Origin of the sequence: Winogradskyella immobilis (assembly GCF_021887715.1) — a bacterium.
Lineage (GTDB): Bacteria > Bacteroidota > Bacteroidia > Flavobacteriales > Flavobacteriaceae > Winogradskyella > Winogradskyella immobilis.
In genome coordinates this window covers 1-17,508 of sequence record NZ_JAIQXX010000012.1, presented here as the reverse complement: position 1 = coordinate 17,508, position 17,508 = coordinate 1, and the positions used below count along the sequence as shown (strand labels likewise).

Genomic DNA, 17,508 nt, shown 5'->3' with positions numbered 1-17,508 from the left:
TCATTGCTAAATGAGACTTTTTTTTGCTCATATTACAACCAATCAAAAATTCAATCATGAAAACCCAATCATTTCTCACTAGCTTTTTACTTGCTTTAATCATGTTAAGTTGCAACTCTGTTGAGTTTACAGAAGAGTTTAAAGCAGAAACATCTGGTAAATATTTATACAATGCGGATGATGTTATAGAAGTTTACTATAAAGGTAATGACCTTTACTTAAAATGGAGAGAAGGAGAGATGAAATCTGTAACTACTGGCGATAATGAATTTTTTGTGGCAGATATGTATAAGAAGCTTCATTTTGTGGAGAATTCTTCATCTAAAGAAAAATATTTGTCTGTAATACAAGAAGAAAATACAGATTCTATTACTTATGATTACCTAAAAGTAGCAGATGATTATAAAACACCGAGCACATATCTTAAAGAAGCAAATTATGAAAAAGCATTAGAAGGCTTTCTTAAAATAAAAGAAAAAGACTCTACCAGTGAATTTATTCAGCAATATAAATTTAATCGCATAGGATACCGATTTCTAAGAGATAAAAAACATGAAGATGCAGTAGCCATATTTAAAATGAATACTATTTTGCATCCTAATAGTCCTAATGTTTACGATAGTTTAGGTGATGGTTACTTGGCTACTGGAGACAGTTTAAATGCTTATAATAATTATCTAAAGTCTTATGACTTAAATTCTAGAAATAAAAGAGCTAAGGAGTTTATAGAAATCTATGAAGCTAAATAGAAATAAGGTATTCAGATTAATCTTTTTGTAAAATATAGAAATGCTCATTCAAAATATGTGTGGCTTCACATTCTGGTGTATTTTGAAATAATTTTGAGCACGAAAAATAATCTTGATGATCTATTAGTTGATAACTTTCTAGATTTTCATAAAAACTATTTTCAACGGTTTGTAGTCCATTATCGCTAGCATCGTCGAGCTCTTTATTGGCATATTTAAGTAACCGTTTATAAGCTTTAGTTTTATGAACTTCATTGGTGTAAGATACACTGCCGATGTAATCTTTTGATTGCTGAATTGTACTGAATACTTCAAAAAGTTTTTCAGATTCAGACCTATTTAAAAAGAAAAGCACTCCTTCTAAGAGTATAAAACACGATTTATTTCCCTTTAAAGCATTGATTTTAACAATTAAATCATCACGATAATCAGTGCTAAAATCCACGCCTATAAAATTAATATGTCGTTGAGGTAATTTGTTTTCAGAAATCCATTGATCTACCTGAAGTTTTTTATAATCAACAACCTCAGGTTTATCAATTTCTATATGGGTAATGTTTTGTTCTAAAAGAAAAGGATACATGCTAAATCCAGCTCCAAAATTAATAAGTACTTCTATTTTATGTTCAGTAATTAGCCTTTTTAATTGTTCTAAAAAATAACGATTACGAATGCAATGAGTTTGCACTTCTTCGGTTGACACTTTACTGAGGTAATCTTTAAGAATAAGTTCAGCCTTGTCATTATACCAAAGCTTAGCATAATAATCTTGACTTAATGATTCATTCAAACGCCTAAAGGCACAGGTTACAAATGCTGTGTCGCTAACATGTATATTTTCATTGTTTGACAATGTTCTTTATTCTTTTCGTTTTACAGTAAATGTACCATTAGGTTGAAATAATTTTGCTTCTTTAATAGTTCCTTTATCATTTTCTATAAATTCTACTTTAAAGCCATCTATACCTTTAAGTGTAAATTTATGTTTGTCTGTTGGTAATAATTCATATTCTGGTTGACCAGGGACAAAGAGAAACAATGTTTTTCCTCCTTTGAGATAAAATTTGATAGTAGCACCAGAAATCTCATAATCACCAGTATAGGGTTCTAAATCACTAGAATCTACATCTAATGCAATTGGTGAACGTTTAAAGAAAATAGGATCTATTGTAGGTTCAATAGCAACTTTAAAACCATCGATATCTCCAGAGTCACCAGTGCTGAATGTTGCTTTAAGCGATTGTCCATAATCTGTTGTGTCTACTTTACCTTTTACGACACTAATAAGTTCAAAAGTATCGTAATGAAAATGATGTAGATAATTAAGTTTTTTATTTAAAATGGTAAATAAAGAATCGTTTTTAGTAGTAATAGTTACTGCACCATAACCTTTGTTAGAATATACACCTGTATAATCAACATTACTATGCGAAGGTTTTGTATTTGGTATCTGTGCGCTTTCACTACTTTCTTCAACTTCTTCTTGTGCTTTTTCAGCTTCTTCAAGATCTTTTTTATGTTTACTAGCCCATCCTGTTTTCTTTAGTTTTAAAACATAATCTGCAACAGTATTACGGACTAAGTTAGGTGTAGCAGATCCATTTTGGTTGGCTAAAACAACTATGCCTAGGCTATCTGTAGGATATAAAGCAACATTGGTAGAAAATCCGTCGATATTACCTCCGTGCTCAGCTACGTAATGTCCTTTATACGAGTGTGTAAACCATCCATAACCGTAATTAGCAAAATGCATGTCTGGTAATTCTTTACTAGGAATACCAGAAGACACTACCATCTGAGAACCTGTAGCTTCTTGTATGTAACTTTCTGGTAACAGCTCTTCTTCATTATGTTTTCCTTTATTAAGCCATAGTGTCATCCATTTAGTCATATCATTAACACTACTGTTTATAGAACCTGCAGGAGACATTCCAGCAATGTCGTAATAATCCATTTTAGAGATTTTATCGTCTTTAAGTTCATAACCTATAGATGCATTAGAGGCAGACTTCATAGCTTTTATATCGGAGTTGGTTCTATTCATATTTAATGGTTTAAAGAACATCTCGTCTAAGTTGTCTTCCCAGGATTTACCTGTAATCTTTTCAGCAATAACTCCTTGGGTTAAAAACATAAAATTATTGTAATACCATCTTTGGCGTAAGCCTGTAAATGGCTCATGGTATTTAATACGCTGTACTAAGCTGTCTTTATTATGCGAAGGAAAGAAATACCAAGCTCCATCATGCCTTGGAATTCCTGTGCTATGACGCATTAAATCTTTAATGATAATATTGTTGTTTAAATTATCATTATAAAACTCTAATTCAGGAATATATTTTCTTGGACTATCATCAAAAGATAATTTGTCGTCAGCTCTTAATTTTCCTAATATGGCAGAAGTAAATGCTTTGGTAGATGACCCAATAGCAAATAAGGTATTAGCATCTACAGGGATCTTATTTTCGTAATCTCTGTAACCAAAACCTTTATTGTAGATTACTTTATCTCCTTCAACAACTGCTACGGCAAAACCAGCAGTTTTTGTAATTTCTAATATTTTATTAAGTTCATCCTCTAAACCTTTAAGACGTTTATCGGTTTGCGCAAAAGATGATGCAAAACAAAGAGTGATTAGTAGTAATAAAAAGCGTTTCATTTTTGGTTGATTTTTGTTAATGACTATGAGTCCTATTAAACGTGAATAAGTTACCAATTTTTCAATCTATTTTCAAAAGAATTACAATTCGTCCATAATTTTCTACAATTCGGTAATTCCTATTTTTTAAAATTTGACTTTAAAAAGATATTTGCTTCAAATTAAATCAAGAAAAAAATGAACAGTTTAGTGAAAATTTTAGTCGTAATAATCTTAGGAGCAGTAACACCTAATATTGAAGCACAATCTAATTACGAAAAAGGCATGCAAAAAGCCTTTGAATTATGGAAAGCCAATAAGTTAGAAGAAGCACAAAATTTATTTGAGCGTATTTCTAAAGCAGAAACCGAAGCATGGTTGCCAAATTATTACATTGCTCAAATTAATAGTTTAAAGAGTTGGAATGAGAAAGATGAAGCTGTTCTTAAAGCACAGTTAGACAAAGCACAACAGCACTTAGATATTGCATTTAGCAGAAGCGAAAATAATGCAGAACTATTAGTAATGCAAGCACAAGTGTTTACTAATTGGGTTGCTTTTGATGGTATGAAATATGGAATGAAGTACGCCAATAAAGTTTCAGAATTATATGCTAAAGCTATGGCTATTGATGCTAAAAACCCTAGAGCTGTTTTTGGAAAAGTAGATTGGGATATGGGAAGTGCAAAGTTTTTTGGTAAGGACACAGCACCTTATTGCATAGAAATTGAAAGGTCCATAGAACTTTTTACTAACTTTAAATCAGAAAGTAAGTTGCATCCTAATTGGGGAAAAGAACGTGCTGAACAAGTTTTAAAAACATGTAAATAAAAATATTATGAAAAAATCAACTCAAGATATCATTTTAACTTTCATTATTGGGTGCCTAGTTTTTGTTATAGGTAATGGAATCTTTGGTGGATTTAATTTTAAAAGTGTAAATGAATTTTTATTTGATTTTGTTCTTTACCAAGTTTATTCTTTTGTATTAGGATATAGTAATATGGCGTTTTTTAATTATATGGAAAAACGGCAATGGAAAAAAGGAGAAACGGTTAAACGTGTTGTGTCTGGGATTATCGGATCTACAATAATTACATTAATAGGTATTTTCATTTTAAGAGCTGGAATATCAATGATTATTCATAATAACTCATTCGATGATTTTATAAAGAATGAAAGTTGGAGTGGTTATTCTTTTGGATTATGGATGACGTTGAGTGTTGTTTCAGTTTTTCATATTATTTATTTCTATAATCGTTATCAAAAAAATAAAATCAAAGAACAGAAAGTTATTGCGGGTACAGCAAGTGCTAAGTTTGATGCTTTAAAGAATCAATTAGATCCGCATTTTTTGTTTAATAGTCTTAATGTACTAACGAGTTTAATAGAAGAAAACCCTGAGAATGCGCAACAGTTTACAACATCTTTATCTAAAGTATATCGCTATGTTTTAGAACAAAAAAATAAAGATTTAATTACTGTGGATGAAGAGTTAGATTTTGCTAGGACGTACATGTCATTATTAAAAATGCGATTTGAAGACAGTATTATTTTTGAAATCCCAGAACACGCATCTAATCCAGAGAGTAAAGTAGTGCCTTTATCGTTGCAATTATTGTTAGAGAATGCGGTAAAACACAATATGGTGACGAGTAGTAAACCATTACATATTAAAATATACGAAGACAGTGGTAGCTTAGTTGTAGAAAATAATTTACAACCTAAGCAAATTGTTAAAAAGAGCAGTGGAGTAGGTCTAGATAATATTAAACAGCGCTACCAATTATTATCAGATAAAAAAGTAAACATCAATCAAGGAGCAAAGCACTTTGCAGTTGCAATACCAATGCTCACAAAACAATTATCAATTATGAAAAGAATAGAGCCTAAATCAGCATACGACAGTAGTTATGTCCGCGCACGTAAACGTGTAGAAGAATTAAAAGAATTTTATTACAGTCTAATCTCATACTGTTTAGTTATACCATTTCTTGTATTTATATGGTACCGTTATACACCGCATACAATTCAATGGTTTTGGTTTCCAATGTTAGGTTGGGGATTAGGGTTAGGTTTTCATGCCTATAAAGTCTATGTTAATGATGGTGTATTAGGAAGCGAATGGGAAAAGCGTAAAATTGAAAAATTTATGCAAGAGGAAGAAGAAGAAAAACGCTGGAATTAAAAAGCAATAGTTATGGGAAGATATATTGAAGATCAAAAATATTTAAGAGCAAAGACAAAGGTCGATAGACTAAGAGGTTTTTATATACACGTTATCGTTTATGTTTGTGTCAATGCAGTTATAACAGCTATTAAAATAGTAAAGAACCTAGAAAATGGAGAAACATTAAACGAAGCCATATTCGATTTTGCAACGATAGCACTATGGTTAACTTGGGGAGTTGGTATAGGATTTCATGCCTTTTCGGTTTACGGGTTTGATTATTTTTTAGGCAAGAATTGGGAGGAAGAACAATTACGTAAATTTATGGATGAAGAAGATGAAAATTTAAAACATTACAACTAAAACAGATGAAAAAATATAATATAGAACCCTATAACGATCATACAGATGAAAAACGTTATTATAAAGAAGAAGCTTATATTAGAGCTAAAAAGAAACTTGATAAACTTAAAGGATTTTACTGGCATTTAGTAAGTTATGTTATTGTCAACATCTTTTTAATTATTGTAATTGGCTCAAATTCAGGCGAAGGTTATTTTAGCTTTGCTTCGTTTTCAACAGCTATATTTTGGGGTATTGGTTTATTCTTTCACTTTCTGGGTGTATTTGGTCCCGATTTTTTATTCGGAAAAAATTGGGAAGAACGTAAAGTAAAGGAGTATATGGATAAAGAAGAAAAACGTTGGGAGTAGTTGACAATCTTTAAATAATAGCAAAGTATTATACCTTATAAATAAAATTATTAATGAACATTATAATCATAGAAGACGAAAAACCATCAGCAAGACGCTTACAACGAATGCTAACAAGTTTAGATTTTGAAACCAACACCATGTTACATTCTGTTGAAGAATCTATTGAATGGTTTCAGAATAATGAACATCCAGATTTAATATTTTTAGATATTCAGTTGAGTGATGGATTGTCATTTGAGATTTTTGAAGCTATAGATATCAACTCAGCAGTAATCTTTACAACAGCTTACGATGAGTATGCATTACAAGCTTTTAAACTTAATAGTATAGATTATTTGTTGAAGCCTATAGATCAAGACGATCTTAAAAAAGCGGTAACAAAGTTTAAAGAATTAACTCCGCAAAAACAGGCCGTAACTTTAGATTTTAATGACATTAAAAAGTTATTAATCAACCCTATTGAACGCGAGTATAAAAAAAGATTTTCTGTAAAAGTAGGTCAGCATTTAAAGTTGATTAATATTGAAGATATAGAATGTTTTTATAGCGAAAATAAAGGCACTTATGCTTATACTAAGGAAGGCAGAAATTATCTTCTAGATCATACTTTAGATCAACTTGAAGACGAATTAGAGCCACATACATTTTTTAGAGTTAGCCGTAAATTCTTTGTTAATATTAATGCCATTAAAGATATGGTGAGTTACACAAATTCTCGCCTTCAAATAAAGTTAAACCACTACAACGAGCAAGATGTTATTGTGGCTAGAGAACGTGTAAAAGATTTTAAAAACTGGTTGGAGTAGAAGATTAAAACAAATCAAACACATCACCTAGAACATCACCAATGCCATCGCCGATATCATCAAATATATCAAAGAAACCTACGCCAAAAAACAAATCTAATAACAGTAAATCGGTTAAAGGATTTTCCCAAGAAGTTTTTGATTTTTTCTTAGCTTCTTTTTTCCATTTTTTATAAGTTTCTTCTTGTTGTTCTGTAATGATGACGGGCTTATTATTAGCTTCAGTATTAAGTAACATGTCATCGTAAACCTTTCGCTTCTTTGGGTTAGATAATACATCAAAAGCTTCAATAAGGTTTTCAAATATAGGTTTAGCTTCTGGAGATTTGTTATTGTCTGGGTGATACAAAGACACTTCTCTTCTAAAGGCTATTTTAATAGTTTCTAGATCGCTATGTGGCGAAACTTTTAATAATTTGTCAGTGTCATAGCTATATAATGATGTTTTGTTATATGACGTTGCTATACTAAATTTGTTACAACTTTAACCGTAACGGATTTTATAACGGAGTTATAGATATATTTCTAAACCATATAATACCAGTTTCAAAAGCTTGCAATGCAATTTTCCCTTCTATATGTTGGTCATCTATTAACTCAGCAGTTAGTACATTATTAACCCAAGCTTTAATGACATTGTCTTTACATATAATTTTATAAGTATTCCACTGATTTAAAGTTTCTACTTTTTTAAAAGGTTTTTGGCGTGTTACAATGGCTCCAGTTCTGTTATCTTGGTTAGGGTGAAGATCCCAAATATTAATTTCGTAACAACCTGCAGCAGAAATAGCATCATTATTACAACGCACAAAAACGCCAGAATTAACAGTACTATCTGGTTTAAACTCTAGGTTTAATTCAAAATTACTGTATACAGATTTGGTTACAATAAAACCCATAGAGCTATCTGCCACGCCTTTAAGCTCGCCTTTAACAAAAGACCAATTGGCATCGCCTATAGTTTTCCATTGTGTGTCATTTTCTACAAAGAGCTTTTGTGTTTTTTTGGTTTTAGAACAAGCCATAATTAATGTAATACATAAAAAGGCAACTAACTTTATATATTTCATAGCATTATAGGTTGTTTTATTCGTCTTCAATTCTATTATCATCAAAAGCAGAAGGCAATAACTTAGGTATAAACTTTACAAATAAAGGTAATAATAACATGCCGCCAGGAAGCATAAATATGGCCAAGCTAGGTATGGACTTAAATATATCTAAAAGCTGATTCTGAACCTTTTTTTGTTCTTCGTCTGTAAGATGACGTGTTGTAGATTTTGTAAGCAGTACCATAGCTTCTTTACTTTGAGATAATTCTTTAAGTAAACGTTTACTATTCCGTTTTATTAATCGCGAAACAATACTACTGCTGTTATCGTAAAAACTTTGAGCTAAATTTTTAGCACTTAAAAAAGCAATATTGTTTTTGTTGTTTTCATAAAAACGATTGATATCATCAACCGAATTTATTAAGATTTTGGTATCTATATCTAAATCTTTCTTCAACTGATTTAGGTATAGATATTCTTCTTTGTCTATATGTTTATCACTCCAAGAAGCCATACACACAGAATCTATAATGTATAGTTTTTCTAGCGGTTGCGTGATGGTTTTTGTAACATCTGAACAATCATTACAATCGTCTTCTTTATGTCGTAATGAAGCTTCAAAAAGCCTTACGAGATTATGGTCATATTCTGTTTTAGTTGTTTTAGAGTTTAGTACAGTAAAGACAATGGTTTCTAATGTAGACTCAAACGTATTAATGTATTTTTTGGTATTGCCTTTTCCTTTTATATAATGTTTGTAACCTAGTACGTCAATAAATAAGAGTGCATTAATTAAAAAGTAATTAAAGTTTTTAGTAATAAAGTTATCATCGATATGTATACGTTTATGTATAATATTTTCTAATAAACTATCCGATTTACTTTCGCCAAATAATTCAGATAAAAAAGAACGTTTATGCTCATCAATAGCTTTATAAAAATCAATAACACTTTCTATAAAATTTTCAGAACTATTTTCGGTTTTATAGATGTAATAAAACGCAGAGATAAGGTTAACTTTACAACGTTCTTCTTCGTTAAAATCTAAATCGTCTGTAGCACTACAAAGGCAGCTTATATTACTGCCATATATAAAACCTGTTTCTTTTAAGTTATGGTAAAAGTCTAGCGTTTCTAATTGGAGATAATCGCTTTTAGAAAGACTACGAAGTAATTTTTTTATCCAGCCAAATGCTGATGGATTCATGTATTGATTTTTTATAAATATAAGATATTAAAACTATAAGATTATAGATCTTAATTAGTCTATAATTTCAATCTTTTTAATATAAACGTTATGTACAGGCCAATCTCTTTCATCGGTTTCTACAGTAGCAATTTTATCAACAACATCCATACCTTTAGTTACTTCTCCAAAGGCTGTATAAGCTCCATCTAAATGAGGTGCTCCATCTTTATTTTGTACTATAAAAAACTGATATGGTGTTGCCAATTTGTATGCGTTTTCTATTTCGCTACTTGGCATAGATAATACGCCACGTTTATGTTTAAATCCTTTTTTAGTATCTGGTGGCAAAAGGTATTTTCCAATTTTAGAACGGTGTTTTGCCACTCTATAATCATCACTGCCTCCTCCTTGAATGATAAAATTATTAATAACTCTATAAAACTGAGTACCATCAAAGTAATTTTGTTTAATTAAGAAAATAAAATTTGCTCGATGAAAACTTGTTTTTTCATAGAGCTTAACGTCAATAGTTCCAAAATCTGTAGTAATCCGCACTTTATTTTCTTTATTTTCTTCACGAAACTTCAAGAAAAACTCCATAGCATTAGCATCTGTTAATCTAGGATATTTTCGTTCTTGTGTTTTTGCTTGCTTTGCTTTTTTTTCAGACGCTAATGAATCTTTAACTACCGATGATTTTTGTTTTGAAGTTTGTTTATCTTCACAATTAAATACAAGACAAAGACATAAGATTAATAGAATCCTCATAAATGAAATTTAATACGTTTTTAGAATCGATTGTAAATATAGAACATATAGACCTTTTAGGCGAAATAGCACATGCTAAAATGTCTCCTTCATATCGTTTAAAAATGGCAGAGAAGATGAAACAAAAACAAAAAGAAGCGCAAATAGCAGCGGTATTGGCTTTGTTTTATCCAAATGTAAATAATGATACAACATTAGTTTTAATTTTAAGAAACACATATAAAGGTGTGCATTCTGCACAAGTTGGATTTCCTGGTGGAAAAGTAGAAGCTTCGGATATTAATTTAAAAGCAACAGCACTGCGAGAAACTGAAGAAGAAATAGGGGTAAAGCAGCATAGCATAGAGATTGTAAAAGAAATGTCACCGCTTTATATTCCTCCTAGCAATTTCTTAGTACATCCATTTATGGGCATTTCAAAGAAACCACTTCAATTTATAAAAGACGATGGAGAAGTCAATGCAATTATTGAAGTATCACTTCAAGATCTTTTAGATGAAACTAAAGTGCAGCAAACTAAAGTACCTACTAGTTATAACGTTGAAGTTGAGGTGCCTGCTTTTATATTAAATGATTATGTGGTTTGGGGAGCAACAGCAATGATGCTTAGTGAAATTAAAGTCTTACTAAAAGCGCTTTTATAAGTGCCTTTATTTATTACATTTGTGTTCTAGCAAATGTGATTGAAAACTATGGGATTATTCAAAAAGAATCCTTTTGGACATATACTTTTTATTAAAAAATGGTTGATTAGAATCTTAGGTGTATTAACACACCGTCGTTTTAGAGGTTTTAATGAATTAAAAATAGAAGGATCTGAAATTATTAAGGATCTACCTGATACAAATGTCTTGTTTATTTCTAATCACCAAACTTATTTTGCAGATGTAATTGCAATGTTTCATGTGTTTAATGCCAGTTTAAGTGGACGTTTAGATAACATTAAAAATGTAGGTTATTTGTGGAACCCTAAATTAAACATGTACTATGTTGCGGCTAAAGAAACTATGAAATCTGGGCTGTTGCCTAAAATTTTGGCTTATGTAGGTTCTGTAAGTATAGAACGTACATGGCGTTCTGAAGGACAGAGTGTTAATAGACAGGTTAAAATGAGTGATATTTCTAGCATAGGAAAAGCATTAGATGATGGTTGGGTTATTACGTTTCCTCAAGGTACAACCACACCATTTAAACCTATTAGAAAAGGAACGGCTCATATTATAAAACGATATAAGCCTATTGTTGTGCCAATTGTAATTGATGGGTTTAGGCGTTCTTTTGATAAAAAAGGACTTCGAATTAAAAAGAAAAATATTTATCAATCTTTTGAAATAAAACAACCTTTAGATATTGATTACGATAACGAATCTATAGCTGAAATTGTAGAGAAGATTGAATTTGCTATTGAGCAGCATAAATCTTTTTTAAAGGTAATTCCTCAAAAAGAATTATTAGAGAAAGAGAAGCTTAATAAAGAGCTTAGAGATTGGTAGAAATATAAGTATCTATTTTATACTTAAATTCTACTTTTTCATCGACATGAAGCAAAAGCGTTTTGTAAGCTCGCTTTTTACCATAAAGGCCAGTTAAGGTATTTTCTTCTTTAAGTCTAATAATTACATTATGACTTTCCATATCTCCTAAAATAGAAAGTTTAGCAACAGAATCTTCTGTAGTTATTTCTTTAGATGACAACTCTATTGAAGCAATAGAATCTATAGCAATATTCGTTTCTTTTAATATGCCGTAGCGCAAATAAATAGTATTGTTTTCAATAGCTATTGGTCGTTTGTAAATTGATTTCAAAAACCCAAAAATTTGTATGCCAGAATAGATGCTTATAAGCGTTAAAATCCAAGCAGCAGTATGGTTCCATTGCATTAATAATAAATGAAAAGCAACTGTCTCAATAGCAATTAAAAAAAGAATAGCAATATATAAACCTGTTCCGCCACTATCCTTATGATAAGAAAACTCATTAGAGTTTAATCGTCGTTTTTTCCAATAGATAAAACCGTAATAAAACACTGCAATTTCAGTAATAAAAGGAATAACAATAGCCCTAGGAAGCATTTGGTAACATGTGTTTTTTAATGTAGTATAGAAATCGTAAGCGTGGACTTTTTCAGCTTTAAACTTTATAATTGCTTTTCTAACGTTGTAAATAATAAATGAAGCTAATGACAATTCAATAACTGGTAAAATATAGCTTTTAAAGAGGTTGAGGTAATTTTGATGTTCTTTTGGGAGAATAAACGAACATATAACAATACCCAAAATTATAAATGGAACGACTGTAGTTTTAGGAATTTTAGTCTTTCGAATGAGTAGATAATAAATAAAAGGGACTATTAATAGAATATCAATAGTAATTGCATTAGATAATGAATTGGTATAATCAATAAAAACCGAAGTTTTTGTAAGAAATATTAAACTAATAATAAGTAATACTGGTATTCCGAATATAACTAAGTTTCTTTTAAAGAGTGATGTTGTATTCATAGATTCAGAATTTATAATTTCAAACTTCTAGTTTTTTTAATTCGTTATAATTTTTATTTAAACGTTTTAAAAGAATTCCATAGATTAAATAATAGATACCAAAGATTATAGCAGTAATACCTATAGTAGCTACGACTATAACAACACCAAGAACAGCGTATTCTTTAAAGTGTGCGCTGGCTTCAAAAACATCGGGACCGCCATTAACTTCTACATAGCTTACGTAAGTGAGTACAGATGAGAAAATACCTGCTAATATTAAATTAAATAATACGTAATATTTAACTGTGCGTCGTGTTTTTAAAATACTATTAATAAGTGATTTTACATTATCTGTAGTGGTAATGGTTTTGTAGTTTTTATAAAAAAGATACATAAAGACTAAAATAAATGGGATAGAAAAATAGGATAAAGTATCAATCCAATTAGGAAATTGAGCTGGTGACTCTATTTTTGGATTTATTAACGTTAAAGCTATCCCTAAACTTAACTCTATAATGCTAATGTAAAATATCCACTTTACAATGCTTGAAGATTTGGCATGCAACATTTTGTAAATGTCATCATAAGAGAGCTCAGGGTAAATAGGCTTATCGCTCTGCCAGTCTTTTTTTAGTAATTCTAATTCATCCATAGTAATTATGCATTACGGATTTAATATTGTTTTTAATTTCTTTTTTATACGATTCATTTTCACACGTGCATTAACTTCAGATATACCTAAAGTTTCACTTATTTCTCTATAATCTTTGTCTTCTAAATACAAAAAAACTAAAGCTTTCTCAATATCATTCAACTGATGTACCGCTTTGTATAACAGTTTTAATTGCTCTTCTTCAGTATTGTCATACTCTTCAGCTTTAATTTTAAATTGTATAGCATCAAAATCATCAGTTTGTATGCGACGTTTCGATTTTCTATACAAAGTTATCGCCGTGTTTAATCCCACACGATACATCCATGTACTAAACTTTGAGTCACCTCTAAACTTCGGGAAAGCACGCCATAATTGTATCGTGATTTCCTGAAACAAGTCGTTATGCGCATCTTGATTGTTGGTATAAAGTCTACATACTTTATGCACAATGTTTTGATGCGTTTGAAGCTGCTCTACAAAGCTATGTTCAAGTTCCTTGGTCAATAGTTAGTTAGATTTTTAACCGAAGCTCGTTCGGTTTATGATGATTGATTATCTATTGGTAGTAAAAACACCTACAATGTTACAGTTTAATCTTTGAATTATAAAAATAATTTTTAGAAGTATGATAACTAATTATATATCTAATCAGCTAAGCGCAATTCATCATTAAAATTTTACAGTTCGGTCATATAGAATTTCTAAATATTGCTAACTACACGAAGTTTGCTCCATCAATTTACACTGAATTAGTTTCAGTAACAAAAAACGAACAGTAAATCAATCAAAAATGAAACAACATGTAATCCTTATTTTAAGTTTAATTTTAAATAATTTTATTCTTGCGCAAACTACCATATCTGGTAAAGTTATAGATACTAAAGACTTACCTATAGCATCTGTTAATGTATATTTAGAAGGCACTTATGATGGAGCTACTACTAATGAACAGGGCGAATTTTCTTTTACTACAGAAGAGAAAGGCACACAAGTATTGGTAATTTCGTTTTTATCTTATGAAACCAAATCTATAACAGAAGATGTATCTAAAATGAATAAGCTTATCATTAAACTTAGAGATGATGTTAGTAGTTTAGATACTGTAGTTATTTCTGCAGGTACTTTTGAGGCTAGTGACAACAGTAAAGTTTCTGTTTTAAACTCTTTAGATGTGGTTACTACGGCAAGTGCTTTAGGGGATTTTGTAGGAGCATTGCAAACCTTACCAGGAACTTCTAATGTGGCTGAAGATGGTCGTCTATTTGTTCGGGGAGGTTCAGCTGATGAAACTCAGATTTTTATAGATGGCATTCGTGTATTTACTCCTTTTTCGCCAACTCCAAATAATATACCAACGCGTGGTCGATATTCTCCATTTTTATTTGATGGTATTACCTTTTCTACAGGTGGTTATTCAGCAGAATACGGACAAGCATTATCTAGTGTACTACTTTTAAATACTATTGATGAGCCTGACCAAGAAAAAACAGATGTAGGTGTTATGACCCTTGGTGGCAGTTTAGGAAACACTCAGAAGTGGGAGAAATCTTCGTTAAGTATTAACGCTACATACATTAATCTAGCACCTTATTTAGAAGTGTTTGATGATAGAAATGATTGGGAAAATCCATATCAAGGAGCACAAGGAGAAGCCGTATTTCGTCAACAAACCAATAGTGGGTTATTAAAATTTTACGCAGCTTTTGATACAGCTAATTTTAAATTAACACAAGAAGACATTAACCAGACCGATGGTTTGCAATTTCAATTAAAGAATAATAATTTTTATGCTAATGCATCTTATAAAGGTATTTTGGGAAATGATTGGAGCTTAACTACGGGTTTAAGTTATACTATAGCAGATACCGATATAGGAATAGAGACTAGCGATATTACCGGTAGAGAAAATTCATTACATGCTAAAGTGAAAATTAAAAAACGATTTAGTAGTCGTTTTAAACTTAATTTTGGTGTAGAACAATTTCTTACTGATTTCTCTGAGCGTTTTCAAGATGTTAATATAGATGCTACTATTGGGTTTAATAATAATATAACAGCAGCTTTTACAGAAGCAGATATTATATTTTCTAAATCCTTAGCACTTAAAGCAGGTGTAAGATTAGACTATAGCTCTATTTTTGAAACTTCAAATTTTGCGCCTAGATTATCATTGGCCTATAAAACGTCTAAGAATAGCCAAATGTCTTTAGCGTATGGTAACTTTTTTCAAAACCCCAATTCTAATGTATTGAAATTTGAAACCGACTTACAAGCACAACAGACATCACATTATATTTTTAATTATCAGTATGTCAATAATGGTAAAATCTTTAGAACAGAATTATATAGAAAGGATTACGATAACCTTGTTAAATTCGATACACCATTAGAAAGTCTTAATACTAATTTCACCTCTAACGGTGATGGTTTTGCTCAAGGGTTAGATGTGTTTTGGCGTGATAATACAAGTGTCAAGAATTTAGATTATTGGGCAAGTTACTCGTATTTAGATACGGAACGTAATGATGGCAATTTTCCGATAGCAGCGCAACCAAGTTTTGCAGCCAAACACAACTTGTCTTTAGTAACAAAGTATTGGATAGAAGATTGGAAAAGCCAAATAGGTTTGGCCTATTCTTTTGCTTCTGGTCGTCCATATACAAACCCTAATACCACACAATTTTTAGGAGAACGTACAAAAGCGTTTAACAATTTAAGTTTTAATTGGGCCTATTTACTAAGTCAACAAAAAATACTGTATTTCTCGGTAAATAACATATTAGGGTTTAATAATATTAATGGTTACCAATATGCAAATACACCAAATGCTAATGGAGTTTTTAATAGACGTGCTTTACGACCGGCAGCAGATCAGTTTTTCTTTGTCGGTTTCTTTTGGACGATTAGCGAGAATGGTACAGATAATCAGTTAGATAATTTGTAATTTTTGAGTTAAAAAAGAATAAAATAACTAATTATAATAGATAATGCTACATAGAATATCCTACCATAAAATTGTAATTCTCTGGCCTGTTTATATTTTAAGTAAAAACCGTGAGTTTTAAAGCGCTTTAATTCAGATTCATTAAAATCAGTACTTTTAGAATTATCAAAACTAGCGAAATTAGTAGGTAAAAAGAAAAATAATAAAGCCTCTTTATTGGTTAAAGGAGCATTTTTTCTTCTCTCTATATTCTTTTTCTCTAGGTTCAATTCTTCCACTTAATATTACATCCCATACTAGGTTTCTGTTTAGGATTAATAGATGTGTTATTGACTAAGTGATCCATGGCTATTCTTAAATCTTTGCCAGTTACAGGAATATCATTACTAGGTCTGGAATCGTCTAATTGACCTGCATAAACCAAACTTAAATCAGCATCAAATAAAAAGAAATCTGGTGTACATGCCGCATCGTAAGCTTTTGCTACGTTTTGAGTTTCATCATATAAATAGGGAAAAGGGTAGTTATTAACTAAGGCATTTTGCCGCATCAATTCAGGGCCATCTTGTGGATAATGTTCAACGTCGTTACTAGAAATTGCAATACAATTAATGCCTTTGGCTTTATAATCATTTGCCAATGCTACTAATTGCTCATTGACATGAATTACAAAAGGACAATGATTACAAATAAACATAACCAAAGTGCCAGTTATACCTTTATGGCCTATTAACGATTTTATTTGGTCATCTTTAGTATCGATTAAGCTAAAATCTGGCGCTTTTGTACCTAAGGGTAACATATTAGAAGCAGTTAAGGCCATGTTATTTTTTAGTATTTTAGTTGAAATTAAAAAAGCTTCCGTTTTCACGGAAAAAATACTGAAACAAGTTCAGCATAAAATGGAAAAGATAATAACATTTGAAGACTTTACAAAAGTAGATTTACGTGTCGGAACAATTATTGAAGTTAACGACTTCCCAGAAGCTCGAAACCCAGCATATCAATTAAAAATAGATTTTGGCGATTTAGGTATAAAAAAATCCTCAGCACAGATAACAACACTTTATAAAAAAGAAGAACTTTTAAATCGGCAAATTGTAGCTGTAGTTAATTTTCCTAAAAAGCAAATAGCTAAGTTTATGAGCGAATGCTTAGTCATGGGAGCTGTACAAGCTAACGACGTATTTTTACTAAATCCAGAAGTTAAAGTTAAAAATGGCACTACAGTGAATTAGAATCTAAGTAATAAGGGATAAGTAATAAGGGATAAGTAATAAGGGATAAGTAATAAGGGATAAGTAATAAGGGATAAGTAATAAGGGATAAGTAATAAG

21 protein-coding genes are annotated in these 17,508 nt (G+C 30.7%); 10 read left to right on the top strand and 11 right to left on the bottom strand.

Annotated features, from left to right (window positions below):
• Positions 1 to 56 precede the first annotated feature (56 nt).
• Positions 57 to 749 (top strand): tetratricopeptide repeat protein, encoded by a 693-nt coding sequence (locus K8Z87_RS09715; RefSeq protein WP_227477343.1) that lies wholly within the window; start codon positions 57 to 59, stop codon positions 747 to 749.
• Between the two features lie 16 nt (positions 750 to 765).
• On the opposite strand, the gene K8Z87_RS09710 is transcribed toward K8Z87_RS09715, so the two are convergent.
• Positions 766 to 1,602 carry a class I SAM-dependent methyltransferase gene (locus K8Z87_RS09710; protein WP_227477341.1) on the bottom strand — a complete coding sequence of 279 codons (837 nt, stop codon included), beginning with the start codon at positions 1,600 to 1,602 and terminating at the stop codon, positions 766 to 768.
• Positions 1,603 to 1,608: 6 nt separating this feature from the next.
• Entirely contained in the window at positions 1,609 to 3,408 is a 1,800-nt protein-coding gene (locus tag K8Z87_RS09705) for a serine hydrolase (protein WP_227477340.1), read from the bottom strand.
• A 177-nt stretch (positions 3,409 to 3,585) separates the two neighbouring features.
• On the opposite strand from K8Z87_RS09705, the gene K8Z87_RS09700 reads away from it, so the two are divergent.
• From K8Z87_RS09700 to K8Z87_RS09680, 5 genes are read left to right on the top strand one after another with little or no spacing between them, the layout of a single operon-like run.
• On the top strand, positions 3,586 to 4,218 hold the full coding sequence (locus K8Z87_RS09700; RefSeq protein WP_227477338.1) for a hypothetical protein: 633 nt from the start codon (positions 3,586 to 3,588) through the stop codon (positions 4,216 to 4,218).
• Between the two features lie 7 nt (positions 4,219 to 4,225).
• Entirely contained in the window at positions 4,226 to 5,575 is a 1,350-nt protein-coding gene (locus tag K8Z87_RS09695; RefSeq protein ID WP_227477337.1) for a histidine kinase, read from the top strand.
• A gap of 12 nt (positions 5,576 to 5,587) precedes the next feature.
• The gene (locus K8Z87_RS09690) at positions 5,588 to 5,920 is read left to right on the top strand and encodes a 2TM domain-containing protein (RefSeq protein ID WP_227477335.1); all 333 of its coding nucleotides are present in this window, start codon (positions 5,588 to 5,590) and stop codon (positions 5,918 to 5,920) included.
• A 5-nt stretch (positions 5,921 to 5,925) separates the two neighbouring features.
• Positions 5,926 to 6,270, top strand: a complete 345-nt coding sequence (locus K8Z87_RS09685; protein ID WP_227477333.1) for a 2TM domain-containing protein — start codon at positions 5,926 to 5,928, stop codon at positions 6,268 to 6,270.
• A gap of 53 nt (positions 6,271 to 6,323) precedes the next feature.
• Positions 6,324 to 7,079 carry a LytR/AlgR family response regulator transcription factor gene (locus tag K8Z87_RS09680; RefSeq protein WP_227477332.1) on the top strand — a complete coding sequence of 252 codons (756 nt, stop codon included), beginning with the start codon at positions 6,324 to 6,326 and terminating at the stop codon, positions 7,077 to 7,079.
• Between the two features lie 4 nt (positions 7,080 to 7,083).
• On the opposite strand, the gene K8Z87_RS09675 is transcribed toward K8Z87_RS09680, so the two are convergent.
• From K8Z87_RS09675 to K8Z87_RS09660, 4 genes are read right to left on the bottom strand one after another with little or no spacing between them, the layout of a single operon-like run.
• Positions 7,084 to 7,545 carry a J domain-containing protein gene (locus tag K8Z87_RS09675; protein WP_227477424.1) on the bottom strand — a complete coding sequence of 154 codons (462 nt, stop codon included), beginning with the start codon at positions 7,543 to 7,545 and terminating at the stop codon, positions 7,084 to 7,086.
• Between the two features lie 34 nt (positions 7,546 to 7,579).
• On the bottom strand, positions 7,580 to 8,149 hold the full coding sequence (locus K8Z87_RS09670; RefSeq protein ID WP_227477331.1) for a 3-keto-disaccharide hydrolase: 570 nt from the start codon (positions 8,147 to 8,149) through the stop codon (positions 7,580 to 7,582).
• 16 nt (positions 8,150 to 8,165) lie between these two features.
• Complete coding sequence (locus K8Z87_RS09665) at positions 8,166 to 9,338, bottom strand: LETM1-related biofilm-associated protein (protein WP_227477330.1); 1,173 nt, start codon at positions 9,336 to 9,338, stop codon at positions 8,166 to 8,168.
• Positions 9,339 to 9,392: 54 nt separating this feature from the next.
• Complete coding sequence (locus tag K8Z87_RS09660) at positions 9,393 to 10,088, bottom strand: peptidylprolyl isomerase (RefSeq protein WP_227477328.1); 696 nt, start codon at positions 10,086 to 10,088, stop codon at positions 9,393 to 9,395.
• 2 nt (positions 10,089 to 10,090) lie between these two features.
• Between K8Z87_RS09660 and K8Z87_RS09655 the strand changes: the two genes are divergently transcribed.
• Positions 10,091 to 10,732, top strand: coding sequence for an NUDIX hydrolase (locus tag K8Z87_RS09655; RefSeq protein WP_227477327.1), 642 nt, complete (start codon positions 10,091 to 10,093; stop codon positions 10,730 to 10,732).
• A gap of 48 nt (positions 10,733 to 10,780) precedes the next feature.
• Positions 10,781 to 11,581: a lysophospholipid acyltransferase family protein gene (locus K8Z87_RS09650; RefSeq protein WP_227477326.1), complete on the top strand. Its 801-nt coding sequence runs from the start codon at positions 10,781 to 10,783 to the stop codon at positions 11,579 to 11,581.
• On the opposite strand, the gene K8Z87_RS09645 is transcribed toward K8Z87_RS09650, so the two are convergent.
• From K8Z87_RS09645 to K8Z87_RS09635, 3 genes are read right to left on the bottom strand one after another with little or no spacing between them, the layout of a single operon-like run.
• On the bottom strand, positions 11,568 to 12,590 hold the full coding sequence (locus K8Z87_RS09645; protein ID WP_227477324.1) for a hypothetical protein: 1,023 nt from the start codon (positions 12,588 to 12,590) through the stop codon (positions 11,568 to 11,570). The two genes, K8Z87_RS09650 and K8Z87_RS09645, sit on opposite strands and share 14 nt — an antisense overlap.
• Before the next feature lie 19 nt (positions 12,591 to 12,609).
• On the bottom strand, positions 12,610 to 13,224 hold the full coding sequence (locus K8Z87_RS09640) for a hypothetical protein (protein WP_227477322.1): 615 nt from the start codon (positions 13,222 to 13,224) through the stop codon (positions 12,610 to 12,612).
• A 12-nt stretch (positions 13,225 to 13,236) separates the two neighbouring features.
• Positions 13,237 to 13,731, bottom strand: a complete 495-nt coding sequence (locus K8Z87_RS09635; RefSeq protein WP_227477321.1) for an RNA polymerase sigma factor — start codon at positions 13,729 to 13,731, stop codon at positions 13,237 to 13,239.
• Positions 13,732 to 14,017: 286 nt separating this feature from the next.
• On the opposite strand from K8Z87_RS09635, the gene K8Z87_RS09630 reads away from it, so the two are divergent.
• The gene (locus K8Z87_RS09630) at positions 14,018 to 16,171 is read left to right on the top strand and encodes a TonB-dependent receptor (protein WP_227477320.1); all 2,154 of its coding nucleotides are present in this window, start codon (positions 14,018 to 14,020) and stop codon (positions 16,169 to 16,171) included.
• Positions 16,172 to 16,179: 8 nt separating this feature from the next.
• Here K8Z87_RS09630 and K8Z87_RS09625 read toward each other — a convergent pair whose 3' ends face one another.
• Together K8Z87_RS09625 and K8Z87_RS09620 are read right to left on the bottom strand one after the other, a co-directional pair.
• Complete coding sequence (locus K8Z87_RS09625; protein ID WP_227477318.1) at positions 16,180 to 16,440, bottom strand: hypothetical protein; 261 nt, start codon at positions 16,438 to 16,440, stop codon at positions 16,180 to 16,182.
• Positions 16,437 to 16,994 carry a thioredoxin family protein gene (locus K8Z87_RS09620; RefSeq protein ID WP_227477317.1) on the bottom strand — a complete coding sequence of 186 codons (558 nt, stop codon included), beginning with the start codon at positions 16,992 to 16,994 and terminating at the stop codon, positions 16,437 to 16,439. Before K8Z87_RS09620 ends, K8Z87_RS09625 begins: the two co-directional genes overlap by 4 nt.
• Before the next feature lie 79 nt (positions 16,995 to 17,073).
• Between K8Z87_RS09620 and K8Z87_RS09615 the strand changes: the two genes are divergently transcribed.
• Complete coding sequence (locus tag K8Z87_RS09615) at positions 17,074 to 17,409, top strand: tRNA-binding protein (RefSeq protein WP_227477315.1); 336 nt, start codon at positions 17,074 to 17,076, stop codon at positions 17,407 to 17,409.
• The last annotated feature ends 99 nt before the right edge of the window (positions 17,410 to 17,508 follow it).

Coding starts and splice junctions, on each gene's coding strand:
- K8Z87_RS09715 (WP_227477343.1), top strand. CDS start 57: ATGAAAACCCAATCATTTCTCACTAGCTTTTTACTTGCTTTAATCATG.
- K8Z87_RS09705 (WP_227477340.1), bottom strand. CDS start 3,408: ATGAAACGCTTTTTATTACTACTAATCACTCTTTGTTTTGCATCATCT.
- K8Z87_RS09700 (WP_227477338.1), top strand. CDS start 3,586: ATGAACAGTTTAGTGAAAATTTTAGTCGTAATAATCTTAGGAGCAGTA.
- K8Z87_RS09695 (WP_227477337.1), top strand. CDS start 4,226: ATGAAAAAATCAACTCAAGATATCATTTTAACTTTCATTATTGGGTGC.
- K8Z87_RS09690 (WP_227477335.1), top strand. CDS start 5,588: ATGGGAAGATATATTGAAGATCAAAAATATTTAAGAGCAAAGACAAAG.
- K8Z87_RS09685 (WP_227477333.1), top strand. CDS start 5,926: ATGAAAAAATATAATATAGAACCCTATAACGATCATACAGATGAAAAA.
- K8Z87_RS09680 (WP_227477332.1), top strand. CDS start 6,324: ATGAACATTATAATCATAGAAGACGAAAAACCATCAGCAAGACGCTTA.
- K8Z87_RS09670 (WP_227477331.1), bottom strand. CDS start 8,149: ATGAAATATATAAAGTTAGTTGCCTTTTTATGTATTACATTAATTATG.
- K8Z87_RS09665 (WP_227477330.1), bottom strand. CDS start 9,338: ATGAATCCATCAGCATTTGGCTGGATAAAAAAATTACTTCGTAGTCTT.
- K8Z87_RS09660 (WP_227477328.1), bottom strand. CDS start 10,088: ATGAGGATTCTATTAATCTTATGTCTTTGTCTTGTATTTAATTGTGAA.
- K8Z87_RS09655 (WP_227477327.1), top strand. CDS start 10,091: ATGAAATTTAATACGTTTTTAGAATCGATTGTAAATATAGAACATATA.
- K8Z87_RS09650 (WP_227477326.1), top strand. CDS start 10,781: ATGGGATTATTCAAAAAGAATCCTTTTGGACATATACTTTTTATTAAA.
- K8Z87_RS09645 (WP_227477324.1), bottom strand. CDS start 12,590: ATGAATACAACATCACTCTTTAAAAGAAACTTAGTTATATTCGGAATA.
- K8Z87_RS09640 (WP_227477322.1), bottom strand. CDS start 13,224: ATGGATGAATTAGAATTACTAAAAAAAGACTGGCAGAGCGATAAGCCT.
- K8Z87_RS09630 (WP_227477320.1), top strand. CDS start 14,018: ATGAAACAACATGTAATCCTTATTTTAAGTTTAATTTTAAATAATTTT.
- K8Z87_RS09620 (WP_227477317.1), bottom strand. CDS start 16,994: ATGGCCTTAACTGCTTCTAATATGTTACCCTTAGGTACAAAAGCGCCA.
- K8Z87_RS09615 (WP_227477315.1), top strand. CDS start 17,074: ATGGAAAAGATAATAACATTTGAAGACTTTACAAAAGTAGATTTACGT.